Raw genomic sequence first — 13,138 nt, forward strand, 5'->3', positions numbered from 1 at the left:
TGTCCGCCAAATCACCCATAATAAAAGAACCCCACCCCCAACCCCTCCCCGCTTTTTGGGAGGGGAGCTAAAGCGCAGCTTTTGCGGGGTGGGGTTCCGGTTATTATGGTTAATTACGCGGACATCATATCATTCCAAATCAATGAAACGCTTAGGCTGTATTCATTTTTAATTTGTAATTTGTAATTTTGCCGTACTGTACTAGTCCCCAATCCCCAGTTCAAAGTGACAATGGGAGTTGTCACTTCAAGCAGGATGAAAATAATCGTAAATTTCTTGAGCCAAACGCGGTCCAATTCCTGCTACTTCAGCAAGTTGTGTGGTTGTTGCTTGCCGAATATAATCAACTGAGCGAAAATGCCCTAGTAGCTGCTTTTGGCGATGATGTCCTAAACCAGGAATTTCATCTAAACGCGATCGCTTCAATTTATCACTGCGTTGCTGACGATGGAAACTCACTGCAAACCGATGCGCTTCATCCCTGAGCCGTCGCAATAGCTGTACCCCTGGTTGTTCTGCATCAGTTGTCAAGGGTTTAGATTCTCCCGGTAAAAAAATCTCTTCTCGCTGCTTTGCTAAACTTACAACTCGCAAGTCTTCTAATAAATTCATCTCTTGCAAAACGGCGACAACTGATGATAACTGACCTTTACCACCATCAATCATGATTAAATCAGGCCAGTCAGGATTACCCAAACGTGTTAATTGCTGATCTTCCGCATATTTACGAAACCGCCGTTGGATGACTTCAGCAAGACTAGCAAAATCATCTGAATGTCCTGCTGTCACCGTGGGATTTTTAATTTTGTAGTGGCGATAGTGCTGTTTTGCAGGTAATCCATCGATAAACACAACTTGCGAAGCTACAGCATTTGACCCTTGAATATGGGAAATGTCATAACCTTCGATGCGGTGAGGTACATCTGGTAAATCGAGAATGGCGGCTAAATCTTGCATTGCTTGGTGATTGCGATCGCCAAATTTCTGCATTCTTTGCAATTCATACTGAGCATTTCGCTCTACCATTTCTATTAATTCTGCCTTAGTTTGCCGCAAAGGAGTCAAAATCGTCACTTTTTTTCCTTTACGTTGAGTTAAGACATCCGCCAATATCTCCGCATCTGGTAAATCATGCTGTACCAAAATTTCTATGGGTATTTCCACGGAGTCAGCAGTTTGATAATGTTCCTCTAAAGCTCGTTGTAAAATAGCTCCTGGTTCTGCGTGAGTATCCGCCACAAAGGCTAAACGTCCTACCAATTGCCCAGCGCGAATCTGAAATAGTTGAATGCAGGCGTGCTGTTCGTCGGCTGCCAGTGCGATCGCATCCCGTGAAACAGTATCATCTGGTAAGGAAACTTTTTGGTCGGCTGTCAACGACTTTAACCCAGAAATTTGATCGCGAATCCGCGCTGCTGACTCAAAATTCAAGTTCTCAGCAGCTGCGTTCATCTGTTGAGTCAAAATATCAATCAGTTCCTGAGTTCGACCTTGAAAAACCATCGCTATTTTTTGGACAATTTTGCGATATTCTTCTGGTGAAATCATCTGTTGACACACACCCGGACAACGCCCTAAATCAAAATTCAAGCAAGGACGGTCTTTAAAAAGTGGTTGAGGTCGTTGTCGCTGTGGGAAGATGCGCTTGCAGATGCGGACAATTTCTCGTAATAAACCAGCATCAGTATAAGGGCCGTAAAATTTATCCTTTTCTTTACCGAATTGGCGTTTACGGGTAATAAAAATTCGCGGATAATCTTCTGACCAAGTAATGCAGAGATAGGGATATTTTTTATCATCTTTGAGCAACACGTTAAAGTATGGCTGGTGTTGCTTGATCAAATTGGCTTCTAGCGCTAAAGCTTCGGCTTCAGTATCGGTAACGATAAATTCAATTTCTGTCACCAACTTGACCATCGTGGCGATACGTTCACTCTTGTTGTAGCCATCCCGGAAATAGGAACGGACACGCGATCGCAACTTACGCGATTTACCTATATAGATAATGCGATCGCTCCCGTCCCGCATGAAATAAATCCCCGGTTCCGGTGGAATTTCGGCTAGACGGTTTTCTAGTCGTTCTGGCTCTTTAACCAGTGGTAATATTTGAGTTGATATTGTCACAACTAAAATTAGGTAATCTTTCTCTATTTTAAGAAAAATTGTTTTTTCGTGCCGATTTAACTAATTATTTATCAAGTAAATATAAAGTAACTGTTATGAGTGGTACACATCACAACAGATGAAAGAGGAACAGAGGGAGTATAATAACTTCTAACTCAGCACTGGCTCAACGCCCTACTACCGCTGACAGTACTCTCAAATCATCAGGCTTTTAGTTTGCACAAAGACAAGTCTGCTGTAGACACTTCTTTGGTGATGGGTCGGCTTCCAGGCTAGAGGCTTGCCAAAAAACTTACTGCAACTATCACAACTTTCGAGCAGAGAAGAGTTTGTCTAGCTGCAACCTTAGTGATTGGCTGCCACTATCAGACTAAAAACTTTGCTTTTTGAATCTATAATTAACATTTTTAAATTGATAATAATTTATTATCTGAAACTTTATATTTTTGATTAGATAATAATATTATCTTTAATTTTATTATTGATTAACAAAATATTTATAAATATATATATTGCTTGTATAAGTATTAAATAAAATCTTAATTTATTGGCACTATTTATATTTATTTATTAAATTTATAATATTAAGCAAATCAACGGATTGAGTCAATTAAATTTATGATTATGATTGAGAATATAGTTATTATGATGATTTAAGACCAGAGCTAAACTATGAATTTACAAGATTTTGAAGTCCAGTATCGTGAGGCTATGGCTGAAACTCTCAATGAACTGCAAACAGCAGTTTTATTATTAGCGCAAGTACAACAGAAAATTTTAACAATTGGCAGTTCTGTACAAACTCTTAGCGAATGCGTTGAAGAGTTTATTGCTGACCAAAAAGCGGAATAAATACACGCCCAGCAAAAAAGCTTATCTGTGACGACAAGTAAATTATTCTTCAATTGCAAGGATGAGATCCTTGAGTTTTAAAGGTTTGACAAAGTATCTACGTGCACCCAAACTCAGAGCTAGTTCTTGATCTGCTTTAAAAGCAAAGGCTGAAACCACAATGATCGGTATTTTTGACACATCAGGTTTTTGCTGGACTTGTTTTAAGAGTGAATAACCGTCAATATCTGGCAATTTCAAGTCTAATAACATTAAATCTGGCTCGAATTTCTCTATGGTTGAGAAAAAAGCAGAGCCTTCTGATAAACTTTGTACTTCATACCCACAGTAACTTAGATAATCACTAAGTAACATCCGATTGAGGTAATGGTCTTCAACTAGCAAAATTCGTCTAACTTTGTGTGACTGCAATGGCTGATTTATATTGAATAATTGTACTGTCATTGCTACCTATTATCTGATGATCTTGATGAAAAATCAACAATTATTACCAGAAACTAAAACAGTAGTGCATTGAAACAGAGAAACAAATAAAATATTGTATTTATGTAATCTAATCAAATATATAAATAAATTAAATTTAGCTGTATTTCAATATTTTAATGATAGTCTCTTTAAGTATAATTCAATAAAAACTTAAGCTTTTTTTACGAATATTTTATAATTTCGAGTATTAAGTTAACATCTATTTTTAAAGATTTAATCGCCTAACTTTTATGAGTAAAACTACTTAAGTAATACTGAAACTAATATTATGGGAATTGCCCTTCTTAAAGATGTGAGGGTAAGTAATACCATTGTACGAGATCCATATTGCAAACAAATAAAGTTGGTAGGGGGATATAGATATAAAATCTTGCAACCGATTTATTTGTTGCAAGTATTTTTAGAAACAGTATAACCTAGAAGATTAAATTATTTTCTAGCTGCAATAAAATATTCATCAAAAAAGGGAGCTAATATAACAGCTCCCTTACTTATTTGTAGTTTTGAACCCGCAATTTTAAATAGATGCTTTTTTAAATTTGCGTTGCGTTACAAAGACGCCAGTAACACCCAGCAAACCAAGTATTATTGATGGTTCTGGCACTCTCTTTGGAGGAGCGGTGTATCCAGATGTGTGCCAAGTGTAATATGCGCTGTAGGATATGCCGTCATCAGAGGCTGTAATTCCAGATGCAGTGGGGTTAAAGCTGTAAGCGTAAGAGGTTTTACCACCAGTAACTACCTTGGCAATTTCACTAGCTCCGATTTCACCTTGGTAGGTCTTTAATGTCGCTTGCAGGCTGAGTACATCTTTGAATGATGTCAGTTGAGTTATTTGAGTTGATAGCGTTGCCTTCTTAGCTGCAGGGGTTAGAGGCGAGTTAAGCGCTAATTTAAGTGTTGAAATCTGAGTTTGAACTTCTAAAGTGGTTGGTAAACCTATTTTAGTTGATGGAAATAGTAATTTTACTCCTGGAGTTGTTCCCACTCCATTCCACGCGTCGTTAAGTTTAGTAGAAAGTGTATCTGAGAGTTTGGTCTTGACATCCAAGTGACCAACCAATGTCAGTTCTACACCGCCATTTTGACCGAATTGGAAGCTACCAATGTTAGGATCACCCATTCCCAATAAAGGAAAATAACTTGCTACTAATGATTGGGTACTCGCTGAAAACCCATTCCACACTGTCTTGAATGGAGTATAGCTATTCAACAAATCACCCAGCCATTGCGAACCAAAAGAATTCCAATCATTAGCAGTAACACTGCTAACGGTAGCACTGTAGTTTCCTTGTGTGGCAGTGAAACCAACGTTAGAAGTTGGGTTTTCGTCAGTATACCAAAGCTCCACGTTAGAGGAAAGATTAGCATCACTCAGGGCTTTGGAGGCAGCTACAGTATCATTTGCAATAAATTTACCATTAGAACCACCAGTATAAGTTTTAATTTCATTTGGGTTGTTGAAACTAAAAGATGTAGCGTGTGCTGGTGCAGTAGCAACGCTCACACCAACGGCCATTGAAGCACCAATTACAAGTTTCTGAAAAGTCATTTTCATTGTTTTCAAGTCTCTGTCAGTTTGGAAGTTAAGTTTTAAACTACTGCCGTTTTTAGGCTTGGGCTGTCTTGACTACAGGCTTTTTGGCAATACAGCTGCTTAAAAGCACGACCTGCATTGTTAGCCGTACTTGGTATCTGAGCGTACAAACCCAGTTTAAGAAACGAGGAGACCTGATTGGGTAAAGTTACTGCTGATTATCAATAAAAAGATGAAGAATATTTTGATAGTTTTATACGTTTAATTACATATTTTAACTAAAATATGTAGTAATAAAAACAACATTTAATATTTTTAATTTCTGTACAATGCGGTGATTGGTAGGGATGCACAAATGTGCGCCCCTACCGCGTGTTCTATTGGTAAACTTTACCGCCAAAAATCCTTGGCGTTCAGCTTGAGAAGAAATTTAATGAAGAAACTCAGCCATTCTTTCTACAGCAATTTCTAACAAAGGTGGCTCATGCACCAAGGCAAAACGGACATACCCCTCTCCAGATTTGCCAAAGCCAGCACCGGGAGAAACTGCTACACCAGTTTGTTTGACTAACTGGGTACAAAATTCTACAGAGTTTTCACTCCAAGGTGAGGGCAATTTTGCCCAGATGTACATTGTGGCTTGGGGAGTGGGAACATTCCAGCCAATGCGGTGTAAAGCCCTGATGAAAGCATCACGCCGCCCCTGGAAGGTAGCGACAGCAGATTTTACGCCAGCTTGAGGGCCAGTTAGGGCAGCGATCGCACCATTCAAAATCCCCTGATACTGATTAAAATCAACGGCGGCTTTTACTTGGCGTAAGGCGTTAATTAACTGGGCATTACCGATGGCATAGCCAATGCGGAAACCGCCCATATTGTAGGACTTGGAAAGGGTGAAAAATTCAATCGAGACGCTTTTCTCTGGATCGGCTTGCAAAATTGACGGAACTAGGCATGGGGCATGGGGCATTAGTGATTCTCCCCTGCTCCCTTTTCCCCAGTCCCCAGTTTCCCCAAATACCAAATCTACGTAAGGGAAATCGTGAACCAGCACGAGATTGTGTTGTTGACAGAAGGCGACAGCTTCTTGGAAGAAAGATAAAGGTGCGATCGCAGCGGTGGGATTATGAGGATAACTTAATACCATCATCCGCGACTGAGCCAAGACTGGGGCAGGAATATTAGCAAACACTGGTAAAAAACCATTTTCTGCCAGTAGTGGCATCGGGTAGATTTGACCACTGGCTAGGTAGACTCCTCCAGCATGGGAGGGATAGCCTGGATCGAGCAACAGGGCAAAATCTCCTGGATTGAGTATTGCTAGGGGTAAATGGGCAGTGCCTTCTTGAGAACCAATTAGAGGTAGTACCTCAGTTTGAGGATCAACTTTGATACCAAATTTTTGTTCGTACCAGTTGGCTGCGGCTTCGCGAAATCCTTTGGTACCGTTAAACAACAGATAGCCGTGGGTACTGCGATCGCTAAGAGATTGGGCGATCGCCTCAATGACGTGTGCCTCGGCTGGTAAATCAGAAGACCCCAACGATAAATCAATTACCTCTCGTCCAGCGGCCAAAGCGATTGCCTTGGCTCTGTCCATATCAGCAAATACATTCGATTTTAGGGGTTGTAAACGTTTTGCAAACTGTATGTTAGTCATTAGTCATTGGTCATTGGTCATTGGTCATTTGCTATGAACTATGAACTATCGACTAATTACTATTTAAGTGTGTATCTAGGAGAGCAAATAATTTCTCTTTGCCGATGACTCCCTCGGTGGATATCAAAACCTCCTGGTCTTGAAATAGTCTGAGGGCGGGTACACCTTCCACTTGGTACTGCTTAACAGTGAGTGGGTTGGGGTCGATTTCCATCTTAACGACTTTGAGGCGATCGCTATATTCGCTGGCAGCTGAGTTAATCGCGGGCGACATCAATTGACAAGGCCCACACCAGGAAGCCCAAAAATAAACTAATACAGGCTGCTCGGCTTTTAACACTTCGGTTTCAAACTCAGCATCAGTTATGGTGATTACAGCCTTACTCATTGCAGTCTCCATCAGGTGGCGATCAAAGTTGGCACACACAATACTTTATCCCAAAGTCGTCAATAGTCGATAATCAATAATTCATAGTTATTAGGATTGTTAACTATTGACTTATGACGTAAAATCCCACAGCCAACAGGTGTGGGACTAGCTTAAATAAGTTTTCTGTCAATTTTACAGTTGATCCAATTGCTTGCGTAGGGAATCCAACTCGGCATCAACCACCTCATTAGATTTAGGAGCAGTAGTTTGTTGTTGCGGTGGCAGTTGGGGTTGACTTTGTGGAGTAGCTGGTGGTAGCATTTGTGCTTTCAAAGCTGCCAATTCATCATCAACATCGCTACCACCTTCTAACTGGGCAAATTTGGTTTCTAAATCTGCACCTGCCAACTCTCCTTGTGCTTGGGCCCTGGCTTCTTGCATCAAGACCTTTTCTTCCATCCGCTCGAAGGCAGACATTGCACTGCTAGTATTCATCCCACGCACCATGCCTTGGAGTTGCTCTTGGGCTTTGGCAGTAGTGATTCTAGCTCTGAGCATTTCTTTCTTGGTTTTAGCCTCAGAAATTTTGCTTTCCAGCTGGATTAAGTTACGCTTGAGGGTATCAACTTGGGTGCTTTGAGTATCTAAGCTAGCTTTGAGGGCTGTACTGGTATCCGTATAAGTTTTTTTGCGCTCTAGAGCTTGTCGTGCTAAGTTTTCATCACCTTTTTGTAGCGCCAGTTGGGCATTGCGTTGCCACTTATTGATTTCATTTTGGGCATCATTATACTGTTTCTCACTGCGTTTTTGGGCAGCGATTGTCTGGGCTACTCCCTGACGCAGCTGTACCAAGTCTTCCTGCATTTCCAGGATGGCTTGCTCTAGCATTTTTTCGGGGTCTTCGGCTTTGTTAACCAGGTCGTTGAGGTTAGAACTAACTACTCGCTTAATGCGATCGAATAATCCCATAACTTTGTTTTTCCTTGTGTGATTTACGCTTTTTCTTGGACAGTTAGCTTTTTTACTTTTTTATAGCTACCTATTTCAATGTAATCTTTCCAGTTTGAATCAGTACCTCCTAACAACTCTTAATTGTTAAGATATCGCCAAACTGGGCTAATTAGTCGAACTTCAAGAATCCTGAGTTTTGGGTAACTGCTGTTGGGGAGGCTGTCCTGTCTTTTGGCTCTCCTCAGTTAGGAGACTATTGTGCTGTGTGTTTTCTGACTGCTTGAAAACCTGCACCTTCATCGCTGCCAATTCGGTATCTACATAATTAGATTCCAAAGAAGTAAATTGTGTTTCCAAGTCGTCGCTGCTAAGTTGAGCTATGGCTTCTGATTGAGCTTCTATCTGTGAAACTTTTTCTTCCATGCGCTCAAAGGCACTCAGACTGCTAGTAGCAGAAACTCCGCCGAGCATTTCTTGGAGGCGATAAGACGCTTCAGCAGAACGGGCGCGAGCAATATACATATCTTTTTTTGTTTTCGCCTCGGAAATTTTTAACTCTAGCGATCGCATATCCTTTTTTAGCCTAGCAACTATCTCGTTTTGCTGCTCTATCTGCGAAAATAGGGCTGTAGTGGTTTCTTTATAGGCTTGGCGCTTAGTCAAAGCTTCACGTGCTAGAGGCTCATTGCCTTGTTGCAGGGCCAATTGGGCGCGGCGATACCATTCTTCCGTTTGCGACTGAGCGGCCGCTGCTTGTCGTTGGGTGCGTTTCTGGGTAGCGATCGCTTGTGCTACACCCTGCCGCAACTGCACCAGATTTTCCTGCATTTCCAGGACAGCTTGCTCCAAAATCTTTTCTGGATCTTCTGCACCACCGATCAAACTATTGAGATTAGCACGAATCACCCGCAGGATACGCTTGATTAATTCCATATCGGCTCTCCAACGAAATCCAGTTCTGAGTGCTGAGTTCTGAGTGCTGAGTGCCTCGGCTTAGAGTGCTGAGTATAATTATTCTTTTTTGTCATAGGGTAGTTATGAGTTATGGAGTACTGAGTGCCTAATTAAAGTTTTGAGTAGAATATTTTTTGTTGTGGGGTCGTAAACAAACAATATTTTGTCTCTTTGTCTCTACCACTCAGCATGGGCTAAACGCCCTGCTACCACTCAGCACTCAGCACTCCCTACTCAGCACTCAATTGACTCAGGACTGTTATCTCATGGTATCGTAGATTTTTGCAATTCATGGCTGCTGAACTCGTGCCTTGATTCCCTTCGCTTCTAACAGTTTCATCTGTTGTTTTACTTGCTCTTTAGTTTTTAAAGCACCCAGATAAATCAATTCTTTGTTAGGCGATAAATAAGCATCAGGAATTACTTGCCGTGCTGAGGCAAAAGCTGCGCCTTTATTATCTATCACGACATGATAAAACCCATCTGTTCCTGGTTTAATTTCTGCATTTGGCTGTGGTGAGGTTGCGATTGGCTTGGGCGAGGTTTTTGTCGGTGAAGTGGAAGGTAAATTCAGAGGAGGCAAGGATTGTAGTGTCGGTACTGGTGCTAAGGCGGTCGGTTTGGTCGGTTTTAGGGCTGTATTGGGGTCAGACAATGCCGCTTGAGGATTTGCGGGATTTTGGGGAACAACTGGATTAGGCGCTACTGGGGGGGTTGGTTGGACTTTGGGTTTTAAGCCAACTACATCATTGGGATCTCTTACTTCAGGAAACTCTTCAGTAGCTAGATTGGGATATTTGGGTATAGATGTGCTTGGTGGCTGGATTTGAGGTTGGACATTACTCCCAACTTCCTCAGTATTTTCTGGTGTAGGAGAGGAGTTGCCGTTAAATAAGTTGCCTAAATTCCATTGGGGCAAGCTTTTAGGATTGAAGACTACATAACCTAAAGTAAGACTCGCCACTAATAGCAGCAACATGGAGCCAATACCCAAAGGTGATAGCAGACTGTCGCTAGAATTGCTTGGTTTTTTGGTTTCTGGTTGTTCTTCTGTCAGACTTCGCAGCAGTGCTTCACTAGATTCTAAATAGTCATCTGGGTGCTTGGGGCTATTATCTGGCTGCAAGTGATTTTCGCTTTTAGTATTTTTAACGATTGCTGGCACGATGCTTCTACTAAAGTTAGGTGGAGGTGGTGGAAGTTGAGTTTGTGTTTTAGCTGCATTGGATGTGGAAGACACATTAAGATTATTCAGTTCCTCAATTTTTGCCGTAGCTGGTGCTGAGTTCATCTCAGGATTCACAGCTACAGATGCGGATGGTACATCAATTTTTGCCGTAGCTGGCGCTGAGTTCATCTCAGGATTCACAGGTACAGATGCAGGCGGTACGTTGGTTTGAATTTCCGTTGCTGATGACTGAGTTGCGCCCAATGTTGTCCCAATAGCAGTTAACGGTTGGGGTTGTCCGCTCATGTAACTTGCAACACGGGATTGCTTCGATGACACCAAACCAGTTCGCGTGCGTCGGTATCGAGCTAACTCTTGATCTAGCGGCACTTCTAAACTTGCTAGTGCTGCTGCTAGTACTGGTTTCAACCCAGGTGTTTTAGATGATTGATGAGTACTGGAGTCATTCAGAGGTTTTTGAGTCATTGCTTTTGTGCCTCAAACTGTAGATTACTAGAATCAACTTTTAGATATATTTTGTGACAATAGTAGCGGAAATTATTTAAATAGAAAGAGTGGGCATTGGGCATGGGGGAGTGGGGATGAGGGGGATGAGGGAAATGTTACTGTTGCTCCCCCTGCTCCCTCATCTCCCCCTGCTCCCCCTGCTCTCCTGCTTTCCACTGTTCACTCCCCACTTTGAATAATGTCGTTGAAATCAATTAATGATGTTTTAAGGATTCTGGAAAAGCAGGCTAAATGGCAGGAGCAACCATTTCAACGCCTGCTCAAGTGTTGGGCAGAAGTTGTTGGCCCAGTGGTTGCTGCAAATACTCGACCATTGTCGATTCAGCGCGATGTTTTGTCGGTAGCAACTTCTAGTGCTGCTTGGGCGCAAAACCTGACTTTTGGTCGCACATCTCTACTTTTAAAGTTGAATAAAAAGCTGCCAACGCCTTTGGTTGATATTCGCTTCTCTACTGCTGGCTGGCAGAATCCGTCGGTGGAGAGAAAACAGCAACAATCGGTTTCGCCTCATGAGCATCCCAGTTACCTTGGTGATCAGATTAACCGCTCTGATGCTACACCCACTAAAGATGTAAATGCGGCTTTTGGACATTGGACGAAGATTGTACGATCGCGATCGCATGGCTTACCCCTTTGTCCTCAGTGTCAATCTCCCACCCCACACGGTGAACTCCAGCGCTGGCAAGTCTGTTCTGTCTGTGCTGCTAAACAGTTTTCAAAGCAAAATAGTTGAGCGATTATTCGTTGAGCAGAATTTATCCTGACAAACTTGCTGCTATCACATAAAATAGTTTTGATTCTGGAGAAAAAACATATTTCACTGCTAAGATATGCCGAACGTGGTATGTCAAGTAGACTATTTATTTGGAATTATATGCCTTAAGGATGGTTTAAGGAGGAAATTAAAAGGCTAGATAAATCAAAAGCTTTAGTTTTAGTCTTGATCCCTAATAAGTTTTAGACGATATCTATATGCAACCGCTTTAAGGATTATTTAAATATATAACAAGATTATAAAAATATTCTGAAGTTTATTTTTTCCTTGGGATCGCTGAAACCTAGATAAAATAATGACTTTTTGGCTCTTATCCGTATTTATATATAGAAGCAAAATAGAAGAGTGAAATTCAGCCGGAAACGGCACTAAAGATGAATCCAAATGAAACCCATTAAATTTCTAGCATCTGCCTGTAAATATTGCCGTCATTACCAGCCAGAAGGTCGCCGTGGTGGAACGTGCCAGCAGTTGGGCGCACCAGTTCAAGCGACTTGGAAGGCTTGCTCTTTGGCGCTCCCACCTTTTGCACCTTCTTGGGAAACCTTGGAGGATGCTTGGGGTTTGCCAGATGCAGCTCCAGTTTTAACATCTTGTCAATCTCTAGCCTCAGATTTAGACAATGCTGCTCTTGCCCCTATAGAGGAAATAACTGCTTCTATATCTGAACAGGTAAAGACTAAAGCAGTGGTTATTTAGTCATCCGTTATTACTGGACTGAGTTTTTAGTCTACTTAAAATAAGATTTGTTTTTAAGATTTTTAGTGCTGTAAAAGTTGATATATACAAAAATCGCACCCTTTAGTGAGGTGCGATTTTTGCAATTCTAAGGTAACCAAGGAAAAGAGCGAAAATCTGGTGGACGCTTTTCGAGAAAGGCTTGTTTGCCCTCACTTCCCTCTTCTGTCATGTAATAGAGTAGGGTGGCATTGCCAGCAAGTTCTTGTAAACCAGCTTGTCCGTCACAATCAGCGTTGAACGCAGCTTTGAGACACCGAATTGCGATCGGACTTTTTTCTAAAATCTCGTGCGCCCATTGAATACCTTCAGTTTCTAGTTGTTCCAGTGGGACAACGCAATTAATTAAGCCCATTTCTAGAGCTTGTTGTGCATCATATTGGCGGCAGAGAAACCAAATTTCTCTAGCTTTTTTTTGTCCCACGATGCGGGCGAGATAGCTGGCTCCAAAACCACCATCAAAACTACCGACTTTCGGGCCAGTTTGTCCGAAAATGGCGTTATCGGCAGCGATGGTAAGGTCGCAAATTAAGTGTAGGACGTGTCCACCACCGATCGCATATCCAGCTACTAAAGCAATCACTACTTTCGGCATGGAACGAATCAGCCGTTGTAAGTCCAGCACATTCAAGCGAGGGATGCCAGTATCATCCACATAACCCGCATGTCCGCGCACGCTTTGATCGCCACCAGAACAAAAGGCATATTTGCCATCAGTGTGTGGGCCATAACCAGTAAATAGGACAACACCAATAGTAGTATCTTCACGAGCATTACAGAAAGCGTCGTACAGTTCAAAGACGGTTTCAGGACGGAAAGCATTGCGTTTATGAGGACGGTTGATGGTGATTTTCGCAATGCCATCAGTTTTTTGATACAGAATATCTTCGTAGGTTTTGGCAGTTTGCCAGTTAATTTGCATTGGTATGAAGTGCGCTGTTGCTTCAAGAATTTTATCGCGGACGTAGGGACATGCGATACCTGCGGTGGGCTAC

12 protein-coding genes are annotated in these 13,138 nt (G+C 41.9%); 3 read left to right on the top strand and 9 right to left on the bottom strand.

What is annotated here, in order from left to right:
* Positions 1-246: 246 nt before the first annotated feature.
* Positions 247-2,124: an excinuclease ABC subunit UvrC gene (gene uvrC, locus HWQ58_RS14935; RefSeq protein WP_292863705.1), complete on the bottom strand. Its 1,878-nt coding sequence runs from the start codon at positions 2,122-2,124 to the stop codon at positions 247-249.
* Between the two features lie 672 nt (positions 2,125-2,796).
* Between uvrC and HWQ58_RS14940 the strand changes: the two genes are divergently transcribed.
* On the top strand, positions 2,797-2,976 hold the full coding sequence (locus HWQ58_RS14940; protein WP_292863709.1) for a hypothetical protein: 180 nt from the start codon (positions 2,797-2,799) through the stop codon (positions 2,974-2,976).
* Positions 2,977-3,018: 42 nt separating this feature from the next.
* On the opposite strand, the gene HWQ58_RS14945 is transcribed toward HWQ58_RS14940, so the two are convergent.
* From HWQ58_RS14945 to HWQ58_RS14975, 7 genes are all read right to left on the bottom strand, one after another.
* Positions 3,019-3,420, bottom strand: a complete 402-nt coding sequence (locus HWQ58_RS14945) for a response regulator (protein ID WP_292863712.1) — start codon at positions 3,418-3,420, stop codon at positions 3,019-3,021.
* Between the two features lie 559 nt (positions 3,421-3,979).
* Positions 3,980-5,020 carry an NF038130 family PEP-CTERM protein gene (locus HWQ58_RS14950; protein ID WP_292863715.1) on the bottom strand — a complete coding sequence of 347 codons (1,041 nt, stop codon included), beginning with the start codon at positions 5,018-5,020 and terminating at the stop codon, positions 3,980-3,982.
* A gap of 409 nt (positions 5,021-5,429) precedes the next feature.
* On the bottom strand, positions 5,430-6,659 hold the full coding sequence (locus tag HWQ58_RS14955) for an LL-diaminopimelate aminotransferase (RefSeq protein ID WP_292863718.1): 1,230 nt from the start codon (positions 6,657-6,659) through the stop codon (positions 5,430-5,432).
* Between the two features lie 52 nt (positions 6,660-6,711).
* Positions 6,712-7,047: a thioredoxin family protein gene (locus HWQ58_RS14960; protein WP_104907450.1), complete on the bottom strand. Its 336-nt coding sequence runs from the start codon at positions 7,045-7,047 to the stop codon at positions 6,712-6,714.
* 174 nt (positions 7,048-7,221) lie between these two features.
* The gene (locus HWQ58_RS14965) at positions 7,222-7,998 is read right to left on the bottom strand and encodes a PspA/IM30 family protein (RefSeq protein WP_292863720.1); all 777 of its coding nucleotides are present in this window, start codon (positions 7,996-7,998) and stop codon (positions 7,222-7,224) included.
* A 162-nt stretch (positions 7,999-8,160) separates the two neighbouring features.
* Complete coding sequence (locus tag HWQ58_RS14970; RefSeq protein ID WP_292863723.1) at positions 8,161-8,913, bottom strand: PspA/IM30 family protein; 753 nt, start codon at positions 8,911-8,913, stop codon at positions 8,161-8,163.
* A gap of 310 nt (positions 8,914-9,223) precedes the next feature.
* Positions 9,224-10,588, bottom strand: coding sequence for a hypothetical protein (locus tag HWQ58_RS14975; RefSeq protein ID WP_292863726.1), 1,365 nt, complete (start codon positions 10,586-10,588; stop codon positions 9,224-9,226).
* A 220-nt stretch (positions 10,589-10,808) separates the two neighbouring features.
* On the opposite strand from HWQ58_RS14975, the gene HWQ58_RS14980 reads away from it, so the two are divergent.
* A complete protein-coding gene (locus HWQ58_RS14980) occupies positions 10,809-11,363 on the top strand; it encodes a DciA family protein (RefSeq protein WP_292863729.1) in 555 nt (184 codons plus the stop codon).
* A 426-nt stretch (positions 11,364-11,789) separates the two neighbouring features.
* Complete coding sequence (locus tag HWQ58_RS14985; protein WP_292863731.1) at positions 11,790-12,104, top strand: hypothetical protein; 315 nt, start codon at positions 11,790-11,792, stop codon at positions 12,102-12,104.
* A 127-nt stretch (positions 12,105-12,231) separates the two neighbouring features.
* Here HWQ58_RS14985 and menB read toward each other — a convergent pair whose 3' ends face one another.
* The gene (gene menB, locus HWQ58_RS14990; RefSeq protein WP_292863734.1) at positions 12,232-13,065 is read right to left on the bottom strand and encodes a 1,4-dihydroxy-2-naphthoyl-CoA synthase; all 834 of its coding nucleotides are present in this window, start codon (positions 13,063-13,065) and stop codon (positions 12,232-12,234) included.
* Positions 13,066-13,138: the final 73 nt, after the last annotated feature.

The sequence above is a fragment of the Nostoc sp. LPT genome (assembly GCF_017115165.1).
Classification (GTDB): domain Bacteria; phylum Cyanobacteriota; class Cyanobacteriia; order Cyanobacteriales; family Nostocaceae; genus Nostoc.